22 protein-coding genes and 4 pseudogenes are annotated in these 23,806 nt (G+C 58.6%); 10 read left to right on the top strand and 16 right to left on the bottom strand.

All coding sequences use genetic code 11. The features are described from left to right. Positions 1-179: 179 nt before the first annotated feature. Together QYQ99_RS18795 and QYQ99_RS18790 are read right to left on the bottom strand one after the other, a co-directional pair. A pseudogene (locus tag QYQ99_RS18795) lies at positions 180-1,046 on the bottom strand (SphA family protein). Between the two features lie 67 nt (positions 1,047-1,113). After that, a pseudogene (locus QYQ99_RS18790) lies at positions 1,114-2,473 on the bottom strand (aldehyde dehydrogenase family protein); the annotation flags it as partial. Positions 2,474-2,862: 389 nt separating this feature from the next. Between QYQ99_RS18790 and QYQ99_RS18785 the strand changes: the two are divergent. After that, on the top strand, positions 2,863-3,621 hold the full coding sequence (locus QYQ99_RS18785) for a helix-turn-helix domain-containing protein (protein WP_367882819.1): 759 nt from the start codon (positions 2,863-2,865) through the stop codon (positions 3,619-3,621). 236 nt (positions 3,622-3,857) lie between these two features. Here the strand turns inward: QYQ99_RS18785 and QYQ99_RS18780 are convergent, their stop codons facing one another. The 6 genes from QYQ99_RS18780 to QYQ99_RS18755 all read right to left on the bottom strand — a co-directional run bounded on the left by QYQ99_RS18780 (position 3,858) and on the right by QYQ99_RS18755 (position 9,919). Next, positions 3,858-4,835 (bottom strand): Bug family tripartite tricarboxylate transporter substrate binding protein, encoded by a 978-nt coding sequence (locus QYQ99_RS18780; protein ID WP_302089501.1) that lies wholly within the window; start codon positions 4,833-4,835, stop codon positions 3,858-3,860. Positions 4,836-4,865: 30 nt separating this feature from the next. Further along, a complete protein-coding gene (locus tag QYQ99_RS18775; RefSeq protein ID WP_302089500.1) occupies positions 4,866-5,639 on the bottom strand; it encodes an SDR family NAD(P)-dependent oxidoreductase in 774 nt (257 codons plus the stop codon). A gap of 11 nt (positions 5,640-5,650) precedes the next feature. Further along, positions 5,651-7,090, bottom strand: a complete 1,440-nt coding sequence (locus QYQ99_RS18770) for an aldehyde dehydrogenase family protein (RefSeq protein WP_302089499.1) — start codon at positions 7,088-7,090, stop codon at positions 5,651-5,653. A 150-nt stretch (positions 7,091-7,240) separates the two neighbouring features. Beyond that, a complete protein-coding gene (locus QYQ99_RS18765) occupies positions 7,241-8,425 on the bottom strand; it encodes an NAD(P)/FAD-dependent oxidoreductase (RefSeq protein WP_302089498.1) in 1,185 nt (394 codons plus the stop codon). Continuing rightward, the gene (locus QYQ99_RS18760) at positions 8,422-8,745 is read right to left on the bottom strand and encodes a 2Fe-2S iron-sulfur cluster-binding protein (protein WP_302089497.1); all 324 of its coding nucleotides are present in this window, start codon (positions 8,743-8,745) and stop codon (positions 8,422-8,424) included. The genes QYQ99_RS18765 and QYQ99_RS18760 overlap by 4 nt, the downstream gene beginning before the upstream one ends. Before the next feature lie 10 nt (positions 8,746-8,755). After that, on the bottom strand, positions 8,756-9,919 hold the full coding sequence (locus QYQ99_RS18755) for a cytochrome P450 (protein ID WP_302089496.1): 1,164 nt from the start codon (positions 9,917-9,919) through the stop codon (positions 8,756-8,758). A gap of 150 nt (positions 9,920-10,069) precedes the next feature. On the opposite strand from QYQ99_RS18755, the gene QYQ99_RS18750 reads away from it, so the two are divergent. From QYQ99_RS18750 to tnpC, 4 genes and pseudogenes are all read left to right on the top strand, one after another. After that, a complete protein-coding gene (locus QYQ99_RS18750; protein WP_087747890.1) occupies positions 10,070-10,978 on the top strand; it encodes a helix-turn-helix domain-containing protein in 909 nt (302 codons plus the stop codon). A 343-nt stretch (positions 10,979-11,321) separates the two neighbouring features. After that, the gene (locus tag QYQ99_RS18745) at positions 11,322-11,696 is read left to right on the top strand and encodes a transposase (RefSeq protein ID WP_302089495.1); all 375 of its coding nucleotides are present in this window, start codon (positions 11,322-11,324) and stop codon (positions 11,694-11,696) included. Further along, complete coding sequence (tnpB, locus tag QYQ99_RS18740) at positions 11,693-12,025, top strand: IS66 family insertion sequence element accessory protein TnpB (protein ID WP_054073380.1); 333 nt, start codon at positions 11,693-11,695, stop codon at positions 12,023-12,025. Before QYQ99_RS18745 ends, tnpB begins: the two co-directional genes overlap by 4 nt. Positions 12,026-12,109: 84 nt before the next feature. Next, a pseudogene (gene tnpC, locus QYQ99_RS18735) lies at positions 12,110-12,969 on the top strand (IS66 family transposase); the annotation flags it as partial. 3 nt (positions 12,970-12,972) lie between these two features. Here the strand turns inward: tnpC and QYQ99_RS18730 are convergent. The 5 genes and pseudogenes from QYQ99_RS18730 to QYQ99_RS18710 form a co-directional block, all read right to left on the bottom strand. Further along, positions 12,973-14,016: pseudogene (locus QYQ99_RS18730) on the bottom strand (IS30 family transposase); the annotation flags it as partial. A gap of 80 nt (positions 14,017-14,096) precedes the next feature. Next, complete coding sequence (gene gmtX, locus QYQ99_RS18725) at positions 14,097-14,771, bottom strand: gamma-mobile-trio protein GmtX (protein ID WP_054073377.1); 675 nt, start codon at positions 14,769-14,771, stop codon at positions 14,097-14,099. 1 nt (position 14,772) lies between these two features. Next, the gene (locus QYQ99_RS18720) at positions 14,773-14,958 is read right to left on the bottom strand and encodes a hypothetical protein (protein ID WP_302089494.1); all 186 of its coding nucleotides are present in this window, start codon (positions 14,956-14,958) and stop codon (positions 14,773-14,775) included. A 161-nt stretch (positions 14,959-15,119) separates the two neighbouring features. After that, the gene (locus tag QYQ99_RS18715; RefSeq protein ID WP_046462163.1) at positions 15,120-15,428 is read right to left on the bottom strand and encodes a putative quinol monooxygenase; all 309 of its coding nucleotides are present in this window, start codon (positions 15,426-15,428) and stop codon (positions 15,120-15,122) included. Positions 15,429-15,512: 84 nt separating this feature from the next. Beyond that, on the bottom strand, positions 15,513-16,520 hold the full coding sequence (locus QYQ99_RS18710) for a zinc-binding alcohol dehydrogenase family protein (RefSeq protein WP_302089493.1): 1,008 nt from the start codon (positions 16,518-16,520) through the stop codon (positions 15,513-15,515). A 109-nt stretch (positions 16,521-16,629) separates the two neighbouring features. Here QYQ99_RS18710 and QYQ99_RS18705 point away from each other — a divergent pair, with 109 nt between their 5' ends. After that, entirely contained in the window at positions 16,630-17,520 is an 891-nt protein-coding gene (locus QYQ99_RS18705) for a LysR family transcriptional regulator (protein ID WP_302093217.1), read from the top strand. 253 nt (positions 17,521-17,773) lie between these two features. Here the strand turns inward: QYQ99_RS18705 and QYQ99_RS18700 are convergent, their stop codons facing one another. The 3 genes from QYQ99_RS18700 to QYQ99_RS18690 are packed head-to-tail and all read right to left on the bottom strand — an operon-like array spanning position 17,774 to position 20,058. Further along, the gene (locus QYQ99_RS18700) at positions 17,774-18,928 is read right to left on the bottom strand and encodes a S1C family serine protease (RefSeq protein ID WP_302089492.1); all 1,155 of its coding nucleotides are present in this window, start codon (positions 18,926-18,928) and stop codon (positions 17,774-17,776) included. 22 nt (positions 18,929-18,950) lie between these two features. After that, positions 18,951-19,247, bottom strand: coding sequence for a hypothetical protein (locus QYQ99_RS18695; RefSeq protein WP_437439046.1), 297 nt, complete (start codon positions 19,245-19,247; stop codon positions 18,951-18,953). A gap of 43 nt (positions 19,248-19,290) precedes the next feature. Beyond that, positions 19,291-20,058 (bottom strand): IclR family transcriptional regulator domain-containing protein, encoded by a 768-nt coding sequence (locus tag QYQ99_RS18690; protein WP_302089491.1) that lies wholly within the window; start codon positions 20,056-20,058, stop codon positions 19,291-19,293. Positions 20,059-20,167: 109 nt separating this feature from the next. Here QYQ99_RS18690 and QYQ99_RS18685 point away from each other — a divergent pair, with 109 nt between their 5' ends. Genes QYQ99_RS18685 through tphBI form a run of 4 tightly spaced genes read left to right on the top strand, consistent with a single transcriptional unit; the run spans position 20,168 to position 23,798 of the window. Further along, positions 20,168-21,136, top strand: coding sequence for a Bug family tripartite tricarboxylate transporter substrate binding protein (locus QYQ99_RS18685; protein ID WP_242881899.1), 969 nt, complete (start codon positions 20,168-20,170; stop codon positions 21,134-21,136). A gap of 15 nt (positions 21,137-21,151) precedes the next feature. After that, the gene (gene tphA2I, locus QYQ99_RS18680; RefSeq protein WP_280008166.1) at positions 21,152-22,393 is read left to right on the top strand and encodes a terephthalate 1,2-dioxygenase terminal oxygenase subunit alpha TphA2I; all 1,242 of its coding nucleotides are present in this window, start codon (positions 21,152-21,154) and stop codon (positions 22,391-22,393) included. After that, positions 22,390-22,854 carry a terephthalate 1,2-dioxygenase terminal oxygenase subunit beta TphA3I gene (tphA3I, locus tag QYQ99_RS18675; protein WP_034369201.1) on the top strand — a complete coding sequence of 155 codons (465 nt, stop codon included), beginning with the start codon at positions 22,390-22,392 and terminating at the stop codon, positions 22,852-22,854. Before tphA2I ends, tphA3I begins: the two co-directional genes overlap by 4 nt. Further along, positions 22,851-23,798: a 1,2-dihydroxy-3,5-cyclohexadiene-1,4-dicarboxylate dehydrogenase gene (tphBI, locus tag QYQ99_RS18670; RefSeq protein ID WP_302093216.1), complete on the top strand. Its 948-nt coding sequence runs from the start codon at positions 22,851-22,853 to the stop codon at positions 23,796-23,798. Before tphA3I ends, tphBI begins: the two co-directional genes overlap by 4 nt. Positions 23,799-23,806: the final 8 nt, after the last annotated feature.

The raw sequence follows: 23,806 nt of genomic DNA, 5'->3' as shown, positions 1-23,806 counted from the left end.
CGACACCTCTGCCGCGGCATTGGAACATCCAGCAATGTCAGTGCTTCGCTTGCTCCGCAAGCCGTCGATGAATTCACCGGCAGCTGCCGAGCAAGCTCTTATCGCTCAGGCAGACACCTGCATGGTTCCATGTGGGAAAAGGAACGGCTCAACAGGATTTTGAGCAATGGTTGCACAGGTCAGAAAGGCTTGACCACAGTGACTCGAAATAGGTTGCCAGCCGGTTCAGCCCCAGACCCACCGCGGACGCTGAACTCCTTGTAGAACGCACCCTTCAGAAAGACTCCTGCCGCCGCAACGGGGTAGTTCACCTCCAAGCCGACAGCATGGCGTTGGGAATTGCCTTGACTCACCTGCGCGCCTGAGTCGTTGCCCAATTGCCATTGGCTGTAACCCACCACGCCCAGCGAATACTGCCCGAAGTTTTTTCCAACGCCCCATTCCATCGACAATTGATCGCCAGGACGTACACCAGAAGCTTTTCGGCCATGACGCTCGTATCGAAAGAGTACGGATCCGGTCACCGATTTCTCTTGATCGAAATAGTAAGTTCCTCCCCCGGTAAGCATGGCAGACTTTTATCCCTTGCCAGGTGCTCCGGGGCTACTTGTGCTTGCCGTGTCCAGCCAGACCCCGACGGCAGCTACGCTGTCCCAGCGGGTGCCGTGCCAAGCAAGCACCAACGGTCCAAGGTAGACATCCCCGATGCCGGTACCGCTGTCCCTCAATCCAACTGCATGTATATCAAGCGACGTCCTGATCACTGGAACAATGGCTTCAAAGCCATAGTCCGCACCGAAAACTTTGACGTTCGTGATCTTGATGAATCGGTTTGCGAGCGCGGTAACACTCCCGGTATTGCTACCCGGCAACTTCGCATCCGATCCGGGGACTCGAAAGTTGTCGATGTCGTAGTGCACCAGATACGCAAGATAGTAGTCCCCGGGCGGGGGCGCGGATGCGGCCTGAATGCCTTCAACCCCGGCGACGTAATGCCCTTCCGCGTAAGCGCTCGCACCGGCAAGTAATCCGACCAGAGTGGTCATGACGGGCAAGACATGGAAAGGTGGCTTGAGTTTTTTCATGATGCGACGCCTCTCCTCAGATGCGGATGCCGAACTTGCCGTATCCAGACGCCTTGACGCCTCCGAAGGGCATTTGCGCTTCGTCGTGCACGGTGGACCCGTTGATGTGGCAGATGCCCGACTCGATTCGGGATGCGACCTGCCAGGCACGCGCGACATCGCGGCCGAATACCGCGGCAGCCAACCCGAACTCGTTGTCATTTGCGCAGGCCACGGCCTCCTCCACACCTTTGACTCGAACGATCGCTTTGACTGGTGCAAAGGTCTCATCCTGGAAGACACGCATCTGCGGCGTGACACCATCCAGCAGCGTGGCCGGCATCAGCGTGCTGGAGACTTTGCCGCCACACACAAGTCGAGCTCCCTTTGTCAACGCGTCATCAATCAGAGCGTTGCAGCGGTCCACGGTCGGCATGTCTACCACCGAGCCCAGCATCACCGGCCCTTGGCGGGGATCACCCAGCGGCAGGCTCGCGGCCCGAGTGGCCAGCCTCTCTATGAAGGCATCCGCGATGGACTCGTCCACGATGATCCGCTCGGTCGACATGCAGATTTGCCCGGAGTTGGAAAACGCGCCGAAGGTTGCTGCATTCACGGCGGCCTCGATATCCGCGTCCGCCAGAACCACAAAGGGCGCCTTGCCGCCCAGTTCCAAGACAGCGGATTTCAGGTACGTGGCGCAGGTCTGCGCAACCAGCTTTCCCACCTTTGTCGAGCCAGTGAAATTCACGCGCCGCAGCGCAGGGTGGGCGACCATGGCTTCCACCACGGCCGCAGCATCGGCGGGTGCGTTGGTCACGAAGTTCACGACGCCTGCGGGCAGGCCTGCCTCCTGCATGGCATCGATGATCAGGCCATGCGTAGCCGGGCAGATGTCGGACCCCTTGAGGATGACCGTGTTGCCACAGGCCAGTGGGGTCGCTATCGCGCGAACGTCGAGGACGACCGGCGCATTCCACGGCGCGATGCCAAGCACCACGCCAACAGGCTGACGCACCGCCATCGCCACGCTGCCAGGAACGTTGGAAGGGATGAGTTGCCCATCGATTTGTGTGGTCAGAGATGCGGCCTCGACCAACATGTCAGCAGCCAGCGATACATTGAAGCCCGCCCAGATCGCCGAAGCACCTATCTCGGAAGCCATTGCTTCGGTGATCGCTTCGGCCTTGGCCCTGAGTGCATCGGATGCCTTCAGAAGGAGGCTGCGGCGCTCGCCGGGCCCAATGGAGGCCCATGCGGGAAGCATCGACGGCAGCGACCGCATCGGCGGTGCTGGCAGCGGGTGCGCGCGTTGCGACGTTGTGGTCCAGCGGGTTTCTCCGCTCAAAAGCAGCCCCGCTGGAGGTGCTTCTGCGCTCACCACCGACGAGCATCTGGATCTCAATCATTTGACTTCCTTCTGAAAACTTGAACTCCAGTTGCCAATGTATTTGCCGCTCCCAGTTCAGTCTTGTCGAAGAGAGAACTTTTCATTCAACTCAAAGTGCACAAGCCTCAGGACTAAACCTGGTAGCCAAAGTGATCTGGATCAACACAGAATGTTGAGATGCGAAGAAACCAATTACTTGATACCAGCCAGTTGCCCGCTGCTGAGCGCGGCAAGGCATGGTGCGAGTGGGTGAACATCGCTTTTGGAGGACTGAAAAGCGACCTCTACAACGACACCACGTTTGACGGAAGCCTCTATACATCGCGCGCCGGCCAACTGGTCCTGACCAGGACCGATGCCAGCAGGCACCGTGTAGCACGGTCACCCAATTAAGGCCGTCGCAGTGATGTGAGCTATCTCAAGATCATTGCTCCTTTGGAAGGTACGGCCACCATCCATCAATTTGGGCGCGAAGCGGTCGTGGCGCCGGGGGGATGGGCCATCTATGACACCACCGATGGCTACGAGGTGGCGAATCCTCAGCACACACAACACCTGATCGTGATGCTGCCGAAGGAAAATTTGACTGAACGCGGCTTGAAGCTCTACCCTCTCATGGGGCGCTGTATGGGCGGCAGCGTTGGAATCTCGCGTATAGCACTCGAGACCATACGGCTCACATTTCACGAGCTTCCGAGGATGACAAGTGAAGCCGCTCGCGGCGCTGGCGACCTGATTTCTGAACTGGTATCGCTTTCCTTGCTGGAAACTTCGGGCCGTGGCACCGCCGTGACCCACATGGAGGCGTTTAGAGACCGTATCCGGTACTACGTCGGCCAACATCTTCGCGACCCTCACCTGAACGTTGCACGAATTGCCCAAGCACTCAATTGCAGCAAGCGCCATTTGCACAACGCATTCCAGGATCAGGATGAAACTCTGGCTCAGCACATCATGCGCCGCAGATTGCAGGCCTGCATGGTCGACCTGCGTGAACCAGGTCAAGCAGCCCTCACCATCGCCGAGATTGCCGACTCATGGGGTTTCAGCAGCAGCACACACTTTGGCCGAAGATTCCGGGAACTCACCAGCATGTCGCCCAGCGAGTTCCGAGCGATCTCGGCTGAAGAAGGCGGTTGCTCGGCCGCCACAACAGAGCACGCGTGAGATGGTGGCCTCTCACGCTTCGCGTCAAGTGAGACGCACTTCTTCCGATCCAGCACCCAAGCAACCGGCATCTTTGCCTCGGACTCCCCCGACTGACTGTTGGGTGGCACGGGTGCCCAGGCACCTGCACCGCCACGGGGATTCTTGCCGGCCTCGGCCGCCGTCTTATGGCTCCTGTAGCCAGTGCAACGTCCTAGGAAGAAGAGCCGACGACTTGCGCTCCAGCGCGCAGCAATTCAATCGAGCGTGACCGCACTGCGCGTCACGACTACCTTGAACTCCTTGGACTGGTTGGCCACCAACGCCCTCGTTTCAGCAGGCTTTCTAGGCATTGGTTCGTAGCCAAGCTCGGTCATTTTTGCCTTCAGTTCCGGCTCGTTCACAACACGTGCCAGATCCGCCGAAATCTTCTCTGCAATGGGCATGGGAACCCCCTTGGGGGCAAAAAGACCGACCCACCCTCTGGCCTCAAAACCAGCTGGGCCACCCGCCTCCGCCACAGTCGGAACTTGAAGATATGCGCTTTCACGGGCAGGCCCGGCGATGGCCAAGAATTTGAGTCGACCGGCCTTCACAAGGGGGCCTGCGCTCGCAATCGATCCAAATGTCCAATTAACCTCTTGCCGGGCAACACCCGTGTAGAGCTGCGAGTTTTCCTTGTACGGCACATGCATCATTTTGGTTCCGGTTCCAGCCTCCAAAGCTGCGGAAAAAAGATGAGCAACACTGCCAATCTGCCAAGAACCGTAACTAATGGCACCCGGGGCGGACTTGGCGGCCCTGATAAGGTCGGTCATGCTGTTCCAGGGGGAGTCAGCTGAGACAGTTACAAAGAAGTAGCTGCCGTGGATGGGACTGATAGGTTCAATGTCTGTCTCCGCGTTATAGGGGAGCTTCTTGTACATATGTGGAATAGCCGTCAAATTCAGGCCATCCATATGCAGGAGCGTGTAGCCATCAACACCACTACGGCGCGCCTCTGAGATTGCAATAAAACCACTCGCACCCGGCCTATTGTCGATAATGACGGGTTGCCCCCAAAGCTTTGCCAGCTTGTCGGAGACCATGCGCAGCATGGCGTCGGGACCGGAGCCGGCAGAGAACGACGTCACGATCCGCACAGATCTGGACGGGTATATCTGTGCATGGACAGCTTCCAGCATGAAGCCCTGCACGGCAAAGAGGCAAAGAATCTTAAAGAATAGTTTTTTCATAGAAATGTCTCCTGGTAACGACTAAGAAATTCAGCCGAAATGCGCACCGCCATCGACGATGACTGTCTGGCCCGTGATGAAAGATGCATCTCGATTGATGAGAAAACTGACAGCTCCCTGCAAATCCTCTGGCAGCTGGTCGCGTTTCAGAGCCCGGCCGTTCTTGCCCAGATCGCGAAACTTTTCGACGTGCTCCTTGTTTTGAAGAATGCCCTCGCTCAAAGTGAACCCCGGCGCCACCGCATTCACGGTGATGGATCGGTCGCCAAGCTCACGGGCAAGGCTGCGGGTCATCGAAATGACGGCGCCTTTGCTGCAAACGTAGTGCAACATGCCGGTCACGCCTTTGAGCGGCGATGTCGAAGCCACATTCACGATCGCGCCACCACCACCCTGGGTCAGAATCGGCGCGACCTTCTGGATCGCGAGAAACGGACCGAACGTGTTCACTTCCATGACACGCATCCATTCCTGCTTCTCCACCTTCTCGAAAGGCTGCATTTCCAGACTAGCAAACAAGGCAGCGTTGTTTACCAGCCCGTGCAACCGCTTGCCTGATATGCCGACCTGCTCAAGAACACGGTCCCAGTCTGCGGCATCAACGACATTGGCGTTGTAGCCATCCGCGAGCCCGCCCTCGCGTCGAATCTGTTCCGCGGCCTCTTGTGCGCCCTGCAGATCCATGATGGCAACGTGGTAGCCATCCTCTGCGAGTCGTCGCGCGAACGCGTTTCCGATGCCTCTTGCTCCGCCAGTGACAATGACCACCGCTTGGCTCTTATCCGTTTGAATATCAACTGCCATTCTTCTTTTCCTCAGGCACACGGCATGTAGACGTGCTTGGTTTCCAAAAAATCGCTCAGGCCATCGACGCCATGCAGACGCCCAAGACCACTCTCGCGGTAACCTCCGGTTTCGACTTCGGCAAAAAGTCGGTTGTGCGCATTGATCCAGACATTGCCGAACTTTAGGCGCCGAGCGATTTGCCGGGCTCGCTTGAAGTCATTCGTCCAGATCGACGACGCAAGGCCATAACGGGTCGCGTTGGCGCGGGTCAGGGCATTCTCGTCATCGCTGAACGTCTCCAGCGTGATCACCGGTCCAAAGATTTCGTCCTGCACAAAATGGCTCTGCAGATCCTGCGTGGCGATCAGTGAGGGCGTGATAAACGCACCCGCACGTGGCAGGTCCTGGGGAACAGTCCCAGCCAGCAACACTTCGCAGGTCTCGCGCGCAGACTGCACCTCGTCCAGCAAGCGTTGCTGATTACGCCTGTCGATCAATGCACCCATCGAGGAAGTGGGGAGTTGTCCCGGGCCGACACGGATCTGCCTGAGACCCTCCACGAGTGCCGCCTTGAAACCCTCGGCGATCGATTCATGGACCAGCACCCGGCTGATGGCCGTGCACATCTGCCCCGCCATTACGCAGGCGCCTGGCACGATGCCCCGCACCGCATCGGCAATGCTGGCATCCGGGAGCACAATGGCTGGAGCCTTGCCACCGAGTTCCAGCGATAACCGGGTCAGATTCTTGGAAGTCGAACCGGCGATCAGTTTGCCTACCTGGGTCGATCCGGTGAAACTGATCACGTCGACTTCGACATGGGCGCACAGCAGCTTGGCACCGTCTGCACCGTCTTCGACAAAGGATTGAACGAGTCCACAAGGCAGTCTCGTATCCTGCACCAAGCACTCCACCATCATGGCGTGCACCAGAGCTGTCTGGTGCGCGGCCTTGATCACCACGGCGCACCCTGCGGCAAGCGCAGGCGCCAGGGATCTCACGAGGAGCGTTACGGGTGCGTTCCAGGGAACGATGATCGCCGCCACACCGATCGCCTCGCGTTCGATCATCGAATAGATCTGTGGCTCAATTTCGAGCACCCGACCGAAAAGATTGCGCGCCAAGCCCGCGTAGTAGCGCAGTTCGGAGATGCCGGCCAATACCTCACCTTCAGCCTCGCGTCGCAGTTTTCCGTTCAGCTCAACGAGCGCATCCACAATCTCGTCTTTGCGTGCCTCAAGGCGATCGGCAAAGAGCCGCAGTACGTCCGAGCGAAGCTTAGGCTGGCTGGACCAGGTGCTGGACTCAAAGCAGTATCGCGCGCCCGCAATGGCCGCCTCGATCTCCGGCAACGTCGCATTGACGTACTGCGCAGCGGGCTCACCGGTCGCGGGATTGATACAAACACCGGTGCGCTCGGCCGAAGCCGGACACCATATGCCGTCGATGTAGTTCAGGGCAGTTTTCATATTGCGTTTCCCTCTTATGCTGGATTTCCGATCGGAGCCTTGCAATGCATGCCCCCGGTATGGCGATTCGCTTTTCCATGCGGCGGAACAGCGGCGTGTGAATTTCTCTATGCCTTTACAGGCTCAACGCGACGACGCGGTTGCGCGTACTTATGTGCATTCCCCATCAAGTCGCTTGCGTGCCTGAAGGTGCTCCCTGGCATTGTTGATGCTGTCTACCGCGAGCAGCCTGTCACCGCAGTAGTGATAGACGTTGAAGCTGCAACTGTCCGGCTCCCCCCGGGTCTCCCATCGATCCGCCCCCGTGGATAGGCCCGCGATTTGCAGCTTGATGTCGTACTGGTCACTCCAGAACCACGGTGCGGCAGCAAATGGGCGCTCTTGCCCCATCACGGCAGCGGCCGCGCTCTTGCCTTGCTCGACAGCGTTCTGGACTGACTCCAGGCGCAGCAGAGTCCCATCGCTGGTCGTTCGCGCCGTGCAATCGCCTGCGGCGAAGATATAGGGATCGCTCGTCCTTGCGCAGGCATCGACAACGATGCCTCGGTCGCAAGCCAAGCCAGCAGCGCGAGCAAGACCATCGTTGGCCTGTACGCCAACACCCACAATCACCAGTCCTGCCGGAAAGAGCGTGCCGTCGTTCATGTGAACGCCACACACGTGCCCATCGGCGCCAGTTTCGAAGGCGGCGATGCGCGCATTCAGAACCAGGTTCACACCGTGCCAGCGGTGCAACTGCGCGTACCACTCTGACAGCATTGGGGCCAAAACGCGACCAAGCAAACGAGGCGCGACTTCCAAGACCGTGACCGCAACTCCCTTCTTGCGCGCTGTGGACGCCACCTCTAGTCCGATGAAGCCTCCGCCCACAATCACCATCGGCCGATTGCTTTGTGCACAGAGCGCCAAGCGCTGCGCGATCGCCTGCGCATCTTCCATGCTGCGCAGCGCCAACACCCCCTTTGCATCTCTGCCCGGTAAATCGAGCATCCGGGGTGAGGCACCAGTGGCAAGAACGAGGGCGTCATAGCTCAATGCACCTCCGTCAGCCAAACGCACGAGGCGCTTTCCAATGTCTATCCCAATCGCTTGCGCATCGGTACGTAAAGCAATGCCTTTTCGTGCCAGCGCATCGGGTGAACGCATCGTGAGCTGCTCAGCCGCTATCTCGCCGGCCAGCCAGGCCTTGGACAGCGGTGGACGGTGGTAAGGACCGCAGCGCTCGGCCCCCAGCAGAGTGATCGAGCCCGCGTAGCCCATGGCTCGAAGCGCCTCGGCCGTCTGTAATCCAGCCTGGCCCGCGCCAACAATCACAACCTTGTCAGGGCTCGTCATTGCTGTCGATCAGGTAGGTGAACGATCAAGCCAGCCATGGCGGAGTGCACCTTGACCTGACATGCCAGACGGCTGTTCGACCGCCGAGGCGCAGCTGCATCTTCCAGCATGTCGAGCTCGTTATCCGCAGGTGGTGACAGTTCGCATATCCGTGCTTCATCCACGTAGCAGTGACAGGTGGCGCATGCGCACGAACCGCCGCATTCGCCCAAGATTCCTTCGATGCCGTTGGCCACCGCGCCCTGCATCAAGCTCCATCCGTCCGGAACATCCACGGTAACGGCCTGTCCATGGGTTTCTACATAAGTAATGGTTGTCATCTGTAAATCCTCACTCCAGGACCAGTTCAAGCCGAGTGGGGCTTCGGAAGTTGGTGGACGGCATCCAAGGTAAATCGACCTCAGCGCGTCGATACCGAGGGAAGACTTTGTGAAACTCTTCAAATGCGACACGAAGCACCTGCCTGGCCATCATTGATCCCAAGCAGGCATGAACACCGCTGCCAAAACCCAGGTGCCCACGAGGCTTCCGATTGAGGTCGTATCGATCAGGATCGGGAAATTGACGCTCGTCCCTGTTGGCAGACCCGTAGGCCAGGCACACCGCATCGCCTGCTTTCATGCGCTGGCCATGCAACTCGACATCCCGCGTCAGCGTTCTCTTGAATCGTTGGGCAGAGGTGTTGAAGCGCAGCGACTCCTCGATCGCATCAGGCAACAGATCAGGGTTTTGCACGCAGCCCGCTAAGGCTTCGGGATGGTCGGCCAAGTTCATTGCCATCAGGCTCATGAACGCTCCCATCGACTCGGCGCCAGCCACGATGAGCATCGTGGTGGTCATGATCACCTCGCGTTCGTCCAATCGATCGCCGTCAATCTCGGCCACGCTGAACTGCGAAATCAGATCGTCCGTTGGACGCGCGCGCCTCTCTTCGATGACGGAGACAGCAAACTCGTTGATCCACTTGAACGCGCGCTCATGTTCCTCCGTCTTGCCTTTGACCATGGGATCGGTCTGAACGCACAGCATCGCTTGTCGGCGAAGATGGTTCTCATCGGTTGGGGGCAGACCGATGATCAGCGACAACGTCTTCATCGTCATTGCGGTCGAAAACTCACGGTTGAAATCAAACCGCTTTCGGCCTTCGAACGACCTGACCGCCGTGCGTGCAATCTCCCGCAAATACTCATCCAAACCAGCAAGATTGCGCCTTGTGAACGCATGCTGAACGAGAGCTCGCAAGCGGTCATGACGTGGTGGATCGGTGGTGCCCAGCGTCGCGCCAGTGCGACTGGGCAGCTCGGCCAAGAGGTTGCCCTTGAGGGAAGAATAGGTCTGCCAATCGCTGGCTGCGGCGACCACGTCCGCATACCTGGACAGCACCCAGACCTTCCCAGCTTCGCTCCAATAGCAGGGGTAGTGGTCCCTGAGTTCCTTGTACAGGGGAAACGGGTTCGAATCGACAATGGGGTCGTAGGGATCAAACACAAACATGCAATGCCTCCAGATGAGCAAGCCATAGACGGCTGCCTAGATTGCACTTTATAGACACTGGATGCCCTACAGCTGTACTATTCAGGGTTATTTATTGCACTTTATTGATAATCACCAATACTTGACTTGGCCGCATTTGGGAGACAGAGCATGAACATGCAAAATGGCTTGGCGGTACAGAGTGTTCCCCGCTATGGCTTGTACGGCGAACCCTTGCAGAGCAGCCCTGTCCTCATGCACGTCGAGCCTATCGAAACTCGCACTCGTGCGTTGAACGGGGAAATCAGCATCCACATCCATCAGAACCTGCACCAGATAACTTGGCTCGCGAGTGGGCAGCTCGAAGTCCAAGTCAATGGTCACCGGCGGACACTGTCAGGACCAGCTGCCGTGATAGTCCCGGCACTCACAGTGCATTCCTCTAAAGCTGCGACAAATGCCGACGGCTACGTATTGACGGCCCGGCTGGAGTTCTTCCATTGCTCGGAGAGCAAGGTGGCCAGCGAAGTGTTCAAGCGCCTGTGCTCAGCACCATCGGTGTTCATGCTGGCGCAGCAGCCCGATGGCACGGCAGACATCAATGCGATGTTCGCTCTGCTAAACCGCGAATATCAGACGAGACATGAGCGCAGCGACTTGGTGATGGACCGTGTGGCGAAGGCCATCTGCCTGCTGCTCGCACGGCAAAACATGGTGCCTCTTGGGGATGGATACTCAGTGAGGGGCAACTCGGAAATTGCGCAGTTTCTGACTCTCGTCGATCGCTACTTCTCTGCGGATTTTTCCCTATCAGAGTACGCCAAGCATCTCAACTGCCAAGTAGAGAAGCTGATCAGAATCGTCCGTAAGGGAACAGGAAAGAGCCCGATGCAACTGGTACAGGAGCGTCGCCTCAGAGAGGCATGCCATCGCCTCACACACATGCAGACTCCTGTATCCCAGATCTCTGTCGAAGTTGGCTTCAACGATGTCGCATATTTCTGCCGATTCTTCAAGAAGCGCATTGGATTAACGCCAAGCCAGTATCGTGCGAACCATGCCAGCGGCCGCAAGCTTTGAAGGTCGTATCGGTTGACTGCGCACCCTGCCGCCGTACTCGCGCATCTAGCTAGCGATGCCGTCAAGCTCTTTGAGCACGCCGCGCGCCAGATTGAGCAGCACAAACGCGGCGGCCGTGGGTTCGGTTCCCAAAGAGCACGCCGGCATCGCCGATTCCACTTCGTAGTAGTCGAGGAGTAAGCGCGTAAACGCTTCAGCACTCGAAGGCGTTGATTTCCACCATGAAGTGATCCACTAGCCCCCGGTGGGGGGCAGTAAGCGCACGGTAATCCCATCTTGAAGGCAGCGCTTGAAGCGGGCATCGTCCCCCCGATGGAGTCTCGTGGAGACGATGGAGCAATCTTTGAACCAAGACCGCCCACGGCGGCGTGAGTACAGCAAGCAATTCAAGGCAGAGGTACTGACCCGCTGCGCCCAGCCCGGTGCCAGCGTCGGCGGCGTGGCCCTGGCGCAGGGACTGCACTCGAACATGGTGCACCGCTGGATCCGCGAGCAGCGAGAGCGGCAAGCATTGGCACCGCCTTCCTTCGTGTCTTTGCCACTGCAAAATGCCCCATGCGCTCCCGCACTCGAAGCCTGCTCTGCCAAACTGGCCGCACCTGCTGACGAGCCACTGTCACCGGAGGTTCATTTACAGATTCAGCGCGGCGAATTGCTGGTGCGCTTGCAATGCCCGCTGCCACAATGCGGCGCACTCCTTCGCGAGCTCTTGCGATGATCCGCATCGAAGCAGCTTGGCTTGCCACTGCCCCGCTGGACATGCGTGCAGGCACCGACACGGCGCTGGCCCGGGTGGTCGCCGTGTTCGGCAGCGCCCATCCCCACCATGCCTATTTGTTCGCCAACAAACGCGCCAATCGTATCAAGGTGCTGGTGCACGACGGCATCGGCATCTGGCTGGCTGCTCGGCGTCTGCACCAGGGCAAGTTCGTCTGGCCGGCACCCGGCAATGAGCAGTGGCCGTTGGAGTCCGATCAGCTCCAAGCCCTGGTGCTCGGTCTGCCCTGGCAACGCATAGGAAACGCCGGCATCATCACCGTGGTCTGAAGCCTGTGCGGCTGGATCGCCAGAATGCAATTCGTGGTTTGCGCATGATGGCGCAGTGCCATCCTTGGCACACTGTCTGTGATGTTGATGTCGTCGCAATCCCTTGATGATCTGAGTGCAGAACAACTGCGCGAGATGACCACGCGGTTGCTTGCCGAGCTTCGCCATAGCCAGGCCCTGAACGCCAAGCTCACGCACGAGAACGCGCTATTGAAGCGCATGAAGTTCGCAGCTCAATCTGAGCGCTTCAGCGCCGAGCAGCGCAGCCTACTCGAAGACGAGATCGAGGCCGATCTGGCGGCGGTGGCCCATGAGATCGAGCAACTGTAGCCATCGGCTGCTAGCCTCCAGTCCAAGCAACAACCCAAACGCCAGCCGCTGCCGGCCTATCTGCCACGTAGAGAGATCAGGCACGAGCCCGAGTCGAGCACCTGCCAGTGCGGTTGCCGGATGCAGCGCATCGGTGAAGACGTGGCCGAGAAGCTGGACTATGTGCCGGGCGTGTTCACCGTTGAGCGCCACATCCGCGGCAAGTGGGCCTGCGTCCAATGCGAAACCATCACCCAGACACCCGTCCAGGCGCATGTGATCGACAAAGGCATCCCCACCACCGGCCTGCTGGCCCAGGTGCTGGTAGCCAAGTACGCCGACCACCTTCCCTTGTACCGCCAGGAAGGCATCTATGCGCGTGCCGGTCTGGCCATCCCTCGCTCCACCCTGGCGCAGTGGGTCGGTACCTGCGGCGTGCGACTGCAACCGCTGGTCGATGCGCTCAAGGCCGAGATACTCAGCCACCGCGTACTGCACGCCGACGAAACGCCAGTGCAAATGCTCAAGCCCGGCAAGGGGCGACACACCGAGCCTACCTATGGGCCTATGCACCAGGGGCCTTCGAAGACATGAAAGCAGTGGTATACGACTTCTGTGAGTCCAGAGCAGGCGAGCAGCCCTGACAGGTTCATGCCCTTGGGCATGTACTGCCTGAGCAACCCATTCGTGTTCTCATTGCTCCCCCGCTGCCATGGGCTTTGCGGGTCGCAGAAGTAAACTTGGATGTCCGTAGCCAGGGTGAATTGTTTGTGCGCATGCATCTCGGTGCCCCGGTCTCAGGTCAGAGATTGGTAGAGCTCCTGTGGCAGCTTGCGGGCATTCTTTATGAGCGCGTTGACGACCGTCTGCGTGTCTTTGCCATTGAGCTTCACCAACATCACGTAGCGCGTTTGACGCTCGACCAGCGTCGCGATCTGACTGTTGCCACTGCCAAAGACCAGATCGCCCTCCCAATGCCCAGGCACAGCTCGGTCTTCAACGCACGCCGGACGCTCACGGATCGTGACTGCATCGGCGATCTGGCCATGGATAGCCGTCTTCTGCGTGTAGTGCCGTGAGCGGCGCATTCCGCGAGTACGTCTGAGGTGTTCCAGCAGCTCCTTTTTCAAGGCACCACGCGCTTGAATGAATAGACTGCGGTAGATGGTCTCGTGTGACACGTGGTGGCTCTCGTCGCAAGGATAAGTCAGCTTGAGCCAACCAGCAATCTGCTCCGGCGACCACAGCATCCGTAACTTGTAGGCCACGGTTTGGGCCAATGCGTGGTTCGCAACGAGTTTGCAGCACTTGGGGCGCCTCCCTCGGCCCCACGCAGCTGCATCTGCCTGGTTCGCCCGGTAGCTATTGCAGCCCCCATTGCGCTTGATCTCCCGGCTGATTGTCGATGGTGCTCATCCCAGTCGTGCAGCGATGGCCCGAATCGACGCTCCCGCCACGATGGCTCGCGAGATCTCTTCTCGTTCGGGCAGTGTCAATGCGGTTGCGGCCCGCGATCGTTGGGCGGGACGGATTCCACCTGTCTCGGCCAGGATTCGATGGATCGAAGAGTGGGCGCGGTCAAAGAGCTTGCCGATCTCATGCAACGTCCAGCCTTGCTTCCAGCGCTCCCACATCAGCGCCTTCTGGCTATCCGAATAGTAGATTCTGGGTCGCTGCTTCATTTGCAACACTCCTGCCGCCTATGCGGTGGTTAGTGTGTTGCAACGACCGGTTGAATCCGCCATGCACTACGGACAGTCGATCACCCTGCTACAACCTTTTTTATCGCAGAGGCGTAGCCGGGATCGTAAATGACTCGATTTCGGTCATTCACGATTTCACCGTCTGGCTGGACTGACCAGCCTTGGTCGGCGAGAAATCCCTTCGAGATCGCACGTCGTAGGGCATCACGCTCGGATTCGGTCAATTGCGCCCCGATCTCAAGGATCGGCACGCCACTATCTCCCGGCGCGATAGTAGCCCCCAACGGCCGCTGGTTCACGACAATTTGCGACTTCGATTTCAGTAACGCTAATTGCGCCTTCAGCTTGTCGCGTTCAACGATCACTGATTGCATGATGCTCCGGACCGCTGGGTCGTCAATCCGCAGTAGGTACGCGTGCCCTGCCGGTGGTGGGACATCTTTCTTTGGTGGTTTGATACTTGGCGTCCCGCTGAAGGTGGCCCAAGACTTGATCAGTTCCACATAGTCCTGGCTCGCAGCGTTGTAGAGCACGCGCCCCTTGAATATGCCATTTTCTTCGCAGATTCGACCGATCGCTGGCAGGCTAAAATCCCGCATGGCCTGATTCTTGATCGCGTACTGGGCTGCGCAGACGCTGTGCAGAGCATTGAGGTTCGTCGCCTTCTGGCTGCGGGGGCCCTTATCCAGCAGAGCTCGCAGCACCTCATCGGGATGAACGCTTGTCTGTTCCATTTCACTCTCCTATCGTGAGGCGCAGCGGCGGCACCTTCTCTAGTAGTTTGCCGCCGGCAGGCAGGAAGTCGGGCAATCGAACTCCGAGAATCGTCTGCAAGCTCTCACCGCTATCCATGATCGACACGACCTCGCGCAGCCCGAGCAACGGGTTCGCGGCGTTGGCTTGGCGGGCCAACGAACGCATGAAGGCGTTGCCATACCTTAAGCGCCCTGCGGCGGACGTCATTGAGGAGCTGGGCACTCACATCGTTGCGCAATTCGGAGTAAAGGCGCGTCCTGGAGCAAATTGATCCGCCGGCCGCGTCCACACCCGGCCGAGGTGGTGCGGCTCAACAGGCTGAATGATCAGGCCGATACCTGTTCAAGGAATATCAGTTGCAACGGCTTTTGCAGCAGATCATCTGCCGTGGCGGCAAAGCGCTGAAAGTAAGGCATCGAAATATGCGCATCCAGCGCCGCCTGATCCCTGAAAGCCTCGCGCATGTAGAAAGTGCCCTGCTCGTCACGCTGCTCGAACAACACATAATCGAGATTGCCCGGCTCTGCGCGGGTCGGCTCTATCAGCGTCAGCAATTCTTCTTTCAATGCCTGTTCTTTGCCTGCCTTGGCCTTGAGTACGGCAATTGATACCAACACGTTACTGGACGTATTCATCGTCAACTCTCCAACATTAAAAACCGCAAGTGATGCCGCAGGCGGTTAAACGGGCCCGCAGGCGAGCCCGTCTGATGAGTGAAATCAGAAACCTTCGAGAACGATCTTGCCCCGGGCCTTGCCGCTCTCGATCAGCGCATGGGCACGACGCATGTTTGCCGCATTGATCGCACCAAAGTGCTCGCCCACGGTAGTTTGCAGAACACCTTGGTCAATCAGAGCGCTGACCCGATTGAGCAGGTGATGCTGATTAATCATGTCCGGGGTTTCGTACAGCGAGCGGGTGAACATCAGCTCCCAATGCAATGACAGCGACTTGCGCTTGAGCGGCATCACATCGAGGGTTTCGGGATCGTCTATCACACACAGACGCCCCTGTGGCTTGAGCACGTCGATCAGTTGTGCAAAGTGTTGTTCGGTGTGGGTTAGGCTGGCGACATAGTCGGTCTCCGGCACACCGAGCGCTTGCAACTGTGCGAGCAGTGGCTGGCTGTGATCGATCACGTGATGCGCGCCCAACTGCCGCACCCAATCAGCGGTTTCCTGGCGTGAGGCGGTACCAATGACGGTAAGGCGGGTCAACTTTCGGGCCAGTTGCACCAGCATCGAACCGACGCCGCCAGCCGCTCCAGTGATCAACAGGCACTTGCCCTCCCCCGTACCCTCGACGACACCGAGCCGGTCAAACAACAATTCCCAGGCCGTGATCGAGGTCAATGGCAATGCTGCCGCATCGGCGGCACTCAATGAATGAGGCTTGTGCCCAACGATCCGCTCATCGACCAAATGGAATTCGCTGTAGCTGCCGGGGCGGGCAATCGAGCCGGCATAGAACACTTCATCGCCCGGCTGAAACAGCGTCACTTCAGCGCCGACCTCGCGGACAATGCCTGTGGCGTCCCAGCCGAGGATTATCGGTTCTTTTGTGATAGTTCCGGCACGCACCTTGGTATCCACCGGATTCACTGATACCGCGCGAACTTCGACCAGCAGATCCCGAGGGCCAGGCGTGGGCCGCGGGAGACTGATGTCGATCAATGCTTGTGGATTGTCGATGGGTAACGCGTGCTGGGTAAAGCTGATGGCTTTCATGGAAACTCGCTGTCGAAGGGTTGATGCATTCACTTGCGGCAATTTTCGACTTCCCATGGGCAAAGAAAAACAAGCAGAATGCGTCAACACTTTCACTTCAGGAGTGAAAATGATCCGCATCGATGATCTTGGTTTATTCATCCGCAGCGCCGCGCTGGGCAGTTTCACCGCAGCGGCGCTGGAGGCTGATCTGCTGCCTGGTCAGGTCGCTGCCGCCATCAAACGTCTGGAGCGCGAACTGGACGTGCGCCTATTCGCCCGTACGACGCGCAGCCTGCGATTGACTGCCGAGGGCGAGCAATATCTGCCCACCGCCCACTCAGTGCTAGAGACCCTGCAGCAAGGCAAGGAAAACCTGCGGGGTGAGAACGCCACGCTACGGGGCGTGCTGCAAGTGACAGCGCCGTCCGATCTGGGGCGCAACATACTGCTGCCGTGGCTGACGCAGTTCCGCCGTCAGCATCCTGAATTGACGTTGCGTTTTTTCCTGTCGGACCAGATGGCCAATCTGTTTCGCGACCCGGTGGACGTGGCGATTCGCTACGGTCCGAATGAAGACGCCAACTACGTGGCACTGCCGCTTGCACCTTGGAACCAGCGGGTGCTGGTTGCCTCGCCGGAGTATGTGCAACGCTGCGGTTCTCCCCAAACACCGGATGACTTGAGCAAGCATGCCTGCCTGCTCTATCTGCAAAATGGCCGGGTCTACGACAAGTGGAACCTGGGCGGGCAAACCGTGCAGGTTTCGGGACCGTTGTTCAGCGATGACGCCGATGTCGTGCGGCGCTGGTCATTGGAGAGTGAAGGTATCGCCTACAAATCCTGGCTGGATGTCAGTGCAGATGTCGCCGCAGAGCGTCTGCTTGTGCTGCTGCCGGATTATCCTGGCGAAGCGTCACCGTTGAGTCTGGTGTGTCCGCATCGCAAGCAGATCAGCCCTGCGGTTTCTCAGCTTCACACGTGGCTGAGTAGCCAGTTTTCTGCTCTGGAGCGCGGGTGAACCGATCCTGTGATTGATGCTCACTGAGCATCCCGCGCTTCATGGTTCGGCGGATCAATGCGTTCACTTCTGCTGTGCGTCGAGAACTGAGCTGCTGGCTGCTGCCGATATAAGGACTAGCGCAAGAAGAGGTCCGAGCCCAAAAGCAAAAAGCCTTGGCAACCAAAGTGTAGGGCATCAAGTTTCTGCGGCTCGAATACTTGATGCATCCATCGTTATTTTTTACCGATCCCCAGAAGTTCTCTACTTCAGATCAGGCGCCAGGCTGCAACTCCACGCGCACCTCCCTTGGCTTACCGGCCCGCTCAACTGACAAGACAACCACATCCCCTACCTTTTGGTCGTCAAGCCGTGCGAGCAGCTTGGCGACATCGTCGACGGGAGCACCACCTATGCCTGTGATACGGTCTCCCGGCACGATGCCTTCGGGGCCAACGGTGATACCGCTCAGGCCCGCCTTTTGCGCCGCTGAGCCAGGGGCGACACGGAGCACGAACACGCCTTGGGTACTGGTCAGTGCCTGCAATCGGAGGTTGAGCTGCTCGTCTACCTCGATCCCAAGCGCCGGGCGGATGTATTTTCCTGTCTTGATGAGTTGTGGCACCACACGCATGACCGTGTCCACCGGTACGGCGAAGCCAATCCCAGCCGATGCACCGGAAGGGCTGTAGATCGCTGTGTTGATGCCAATCAGGCGGCCGGCGGAATCGAGCAACGGCCCACCCGAGTTGCCGGGGTTGATAGCGGCATCGGTTTGAATCAGGTGTTCGATGGTCACTCCGCCGGATTCTCCGGGCAGCGATCGATCTAGCGCGGACACGATGCCGTTGGTGAGTGTCCAATCCAGGCCGAAGGGGTTGCCGATTGCGAACACCTTTTGTCCCACCTTGAGGTCTGCGCTGGTGCCGACCGGAACGGCGGGCGGGCGCTGGAAGCCGACGCCGATTTTGAGCACCGCGATATCGTGTGCCGGACTCACTCCGACCAGCGCGGCTTGGTAATCGCGGCCGTCGGCCAGTTTGACCGTGGCCTCCGACGCCCCCTGAATCACATGAAAGTTGGTAACAACATGACCGGCGTCATCCCAGATAAAACCCGAACCCGTGCCGCGCGGCACAGAAAAGACGTTGCGCGTCCAGACATCTCGTACCAGTTGGGACGTCGTGATGTAGACCACCGATGCCCGGGATTTCTCGAACAGCTCGATGGTGGCCTGTTCGTCAGCGGCCAGATCGCCACGCGGCGTGACGGTGCGCTCAGCGGCTTGGCGCGGGCTGAACCAGGCTTCGATGGCGGGCAGGAACTGCCAGAACAGCATGAGTGCTGCAACGCACGCAGTGATGACGAGCCACCGCCGGACGAAATGATCCGGAGCTGGGCGTTGTGGGTAAGGACCGGGGGAAGACATGACGGAGGCTCCTTCGAGTGATTTAGCGCCAAAGGCCGCTCAGGCCCCGGCATGGTGGGCACATCGGTGCGAACGACCTTGGCACGAGATAATCCGTTTGGAACAGCAGGGTCTGCGATGGCTGAGGCGCCAGCTCCATCAGGCGCGCGATACGAGCATCTGCCGCCGTATGCGTGCGCAACCAAGACGGCTCGGGATTTCCCCAGCCGGGCAGGCCATCCGTGAGGGCAATGGAGGCAAGGCGCCTGGAGCCGGTGGCAAAGGCATTGACATTGACGATGCCGCTGGGCACATAGTACGGAACCGGCGTGTTCGGCAACCCGAGCCTCAGCCGCTGCGCTAGGCAAAGACATGGTGGCGCATTACATCCCTTGCGGATACAACTTTTTTTCCAACTCATTGCGAGCGCGCTTCAGCGGCATCAAAAAAGTCTCTTTGAACTCACTCATGCTGAGTCTCTCTGCCCTAACAGCAATGCTCATGGCAGCAATTGTGTTGCCTTGAGGGTCGCGCACTGGCGCCGCCATGGAGCGCACACCCAGCTCCAACTCTCCATCGCTGCATGACCATCCGGATTGCCTGCAAGTTTCAAGCAGACCTAGCAGCTCCTCCAAGTCAGTCATCGTCTGAGGGGTCAGAGCCACCCGCTCGATCATCTCCAGCCTTGCACGCGCTTCCTGCTGGGGGAGTCCTGACAACAGCACCCGACCAATTGCAGAACAGTACACCGGCAACCTGGATCCTATTCCTAGGCCCGTGCTCAAGCTGCGCCGTGCGGTCGAACGGCCAATGATGATGGCATCGTCTTCCAACAAAGTACCAAGCGAAGCGGACTCTCTGGTCCGCTCCGACAGTGCATCCAGTAGCGGCTGGACCAACGCAGGCATGGGGCGCGATGACAGAAATGAATAGGCGATCAGCAGTGACTTAGGCTGCATCCAAAACAGCTTTCCGTCACTCTCTAAATAGCCGAGCTGTACTAGTGTGCTGAGCGAACGTCTGGCTGATGCTGGCGTGGACTGCGTGAGCCTGGCCACTTCCGACAGCGTGAGCCGGGTATGCCGACGGTCAAAGCAAGTCAGTACGCCCAATCCCTTGCGCAGCGATTCCACAAAGTTCTTGTCCTGCATAGCGATCAAATCAAGGTGTTTTCAACATTTTTGCGCATAGCGCAAAAACAGGTTTAACACAAAGTACGACATCCCCATACTGCAGTTCCCCACACAAGAAGGAGACAAGATGCGCAACGAATCCATTCGCAGACGCGAAGCATTGATCGGCATTGCCACCGCGGTTGCTTCAACAGGTAGCCTGGCTCAGTCAAATCAACCTCTCAAGATCGTCGTGCCCTTCTCGGCCGGTGGTACCGCCGATGTACTGCCGCGCCTAGTAGTCGAAAAAATCCGCGCGGACTACGCAGGTGGCGTGATCATTGAAAACAAGCCCGGGGCTGGTGGAAACATCGGTGCCGATCTAGTGTTCCGGGCACCGCCAGACGGAATGACTGTGCTGGCCTCCCCTCCGGGGCCCATCGCCATCAACCACAACCTCTATCAAAAGCTCAGCTTTGACCCGACTCGCTGGGTACCGGTGACGATTTTGGCCACAGTGCCCAACGTCCTGGTCATCAACCCGAAGCTGCCTGTTAAGTCACTTGGCGAGTTCATTGCATACGCCAAAGCCAATCCCAAAAAAGTGACTGTGGCGACGCAAGGCGACGGCTCGACATCCCACTTGACTGCGGCCATGTTTATGCAGCTAACGGGTGCTGAGCTAACCGTCGTTCCCTACAAGGGAACGGCCCCGGCTCTGATTGACCTGATCGGTGGCAATGTGGATGTGTTTTTCGACAACATCAGCTCATCGGCAACCTATCACCATGCCGGCAAGGTGCGCATTCTGGCCGTTGCCGACGAGCAGCGTTCCCAAATATTGCCCCAGGTCCCCACATTCGCCGAGCAGCAATGGCCAGCCATGCAGGCCGTGACTTTCTTTTCTGTCGTCGCCCCCCCAGGCACGAGTGCAGAAATCGCACAGAAGCTTCAGAGGCAGATGGCCCAGGCTCTGTCATCAAACGACATCCGCAAGCACTTTCAGGAACAGGGCGCCGTGCCCTGCGGCTGGGATCCCACCAAGACTGCTCAGTTCATCCGTCAGGAAACCGAGAAGTGGAAGAAGGTGCTGAAGGCCGCCAACGTCAAGCTCTAACCCTTAGGAACCAACATGCAAGAATCCATCATCCAGTGGCGTGGGGCCACTAATACGCGCGTGCCTTTTGGTATCTATACCGACACAGCCAATGCGGATCAGGAACAGCAACGTATCTATCGCGGCGAGGTCTGGAACTACCTGTGCCTGGAATCTGAAATCCCTGAGGCGGGTGATTTCCGCACCACCTTTGTCGGTGAAACACCAATAGTTGTCGTGCGGGATGCCGACCAGGAAATCTACGCCTTCGAGAACCGCTGCGCGCATCGCGGCGCTCTCATCGCTCTGGAGAAATCGGGCCGTACGGATAGTTTCCAGTGCGTCTATCACGCCTGGAGCTACAACCGACAGGGAGATCTGACCGGCGTTGCCTTCGAGAAAGGTGTCAAGGGCCAGGGTGGCATGCCAGCCTCGTTCTGCAAAGAAGAGCATGGCCCGCGCAAGCTCCGCGTGGCTGTCTTTTGCGGTTTGGTCTTTGGCAGTTTTTCCGAGGACGTGCCCAGCATTGAGGATTACCTTGGCCCTGAGATTTGCGAGCGCATAGAGCGCGTGCTGCACAAGCCCGTAGAAGTCATCGGTCGCTTCACGCAAAAGCTGCCTAACAACTGGAAGCTCTACTTCGAGAACGTGAAGGACAGCTATCACGCCAGCCTCCTGCATATGTTCTTCACCACCTTCGAGCTGAATCGCCTCTCACAAAAAGGCGGTGTCATCGTCGACGAGTCGGGTGGTCACCATGTGAGCTATTCCATGATCGATCGTAGCGCCAAAGACGACTCTTACAAGGACCAGGCCATCCGCTCCGACAACGAGCGTTACCGGCTCAAAGATCCCAGCCTTCTAGAGGGCTTCGAGGAGTTCGAGGACGGCGTGACCCTGCAGATCCTTTCTGTGTTCCCTGGTTTTGTGCTGCAGCAGATTCAGAACAGCATCGCCGTGCGTCAGCTGTTGCCCAAGAGCATCTCCAGCTCGGAACTCAACTGGACCTATCTTGGCTATGCAGATGACAGTACAGAGCAGCGCAAGGTCAGACTCAAACAGGCCAACCTCATCGGCCCTGCAGGATTTATTTCCATGGAAGACGGAGCTGTTGGTGGATTCGTGCAGCGTGGCATCGCAGGCGCCGCCAACCTTGATGCGGTCATCGAGATGGGCGGAGACCACGAAGGCTCTAGCGAGGGCCGCGCCACAGAAACCTCGGTACGCGGCTTTTGGAAGGCCTACCGCAAGCATATGGGACAGGAGATGCAAGCATGATCAATGAAATTCAAATCGCGGCCTTCAATGCCGCTTACGCGAAGACCATAGACAGTGACGCCATGGAGCAATGGCCAACCTTCTTCACGAAGGATTGCCACTATCGCGTCACCAATGTCGACAATCATGCTGAAGGGCTTGCTGCTGGCATTGTCTGGGCGGATTCACAGGACATGCTCACCGACCGAATTTCTGCGCTGCGCGAAGCCAATATCTACGAGCGCCACCGCTATCGCCATATTCTGGGTCTGCCTTCGATCCAGTCAGGCGATGCAACACAGGCCAGTGCTTCCACGCCGTTCATGGTGCTGCGCATCATGCATACCGGGGAAACCGAGGTCTTTGCCAGCGGTGAGTACCTCGACAAATTCACCACGATCGATGGCAAGTTGCGTCTGCAAGAGCGCATCGCGGTTTGCGACAGCACGGTGACGGACACGTTGATGGCATTGCCGCTATGACATTAGTGCACCGTAAATTGGCTTTGGCCATCGGCGATCCCCACGGTATTGGCCCTGAAATCGCACTGAAAGCTCTTCAGCAGTTGTCTGCCACCGAAAGATCCCTGATCAAGGTCTATGGACCGTGGAGCGCTCTTGAACAAGCAGCGCAGATCTGCCAAATGGAGTCCCTTCTTCAAGACCTCATTCATGCGGAAGCCGGCTCACTTGCACAACCAGTGCAATGGGGAGAGATCACCCCGCAGGCAGGCCTATCCACGGTGCAATCTGCAACAGCAGCCATCCGAGCGTGCGAAAACGGCGAAGTCGATGCCGTCATTGCCTGCCCCCACCATGAAACGGCCATTCACCGCGCAGGCATAGCGTTCAGCGGCTACCCATCTTTGCTCGCCAATGTTCTTGGCATGAACGAAGACCAGGTATTCCTGATGCTGGTGGGTGCTGGCCTGCGCATCGTGCATGTTACTTTGCATAAAAGCGTGCGCAGCGCATTGGAGCGGCTCTCTCCTCAGTTGGTGGTCAACGCGGTGCAGGCTGCCGTGCAGACATGCACCTTACTCGGGGTGCCTAAACCACAAGTCGCTGTATTCGGGATCAACCCTCATGCATCTGAAGGACAGTTGTTCGGCCTGGAGGACTCCCAGATCACCGTTCCCGCTGTCGAGACACTGCGCAAGTGCGGCCTGGCGGTAGATGGTCCCATGGGGGCCGACATGGTTCTGGCACAGCGCAAGCACGACCTGTATGTAGCCATGCTGCACGATCAGGGCCACATTCCCATCAAGCTGCTGGCACCTAACGGAGCCAGCGCGCTCTCCATCGGCGGCAGGGTGGTGCTTTCCAGCGTGGGCCATGGCAGCGCCATGGACATTGCCGGCCGTGGCGTGGCCGACTCCACGGCCCTCCTGCGCACGATCGCCCTGCTCGGCGCCCAACCGGGCTGAGGACCCTC

The sequence above is a fragment of the Comamonas testosteroni genome (assembly GCF_030505195.1).
Lineage (GTDB): Bacteria > Pseudomonadota > Gammaproteobacteria > Burkholderiales > Burkholderiaceae_C > Comamonas > Comamonas testosteroni_G.
This window is presented reverse-complemented; position numbering and strand designations above follow the sequence as displayed.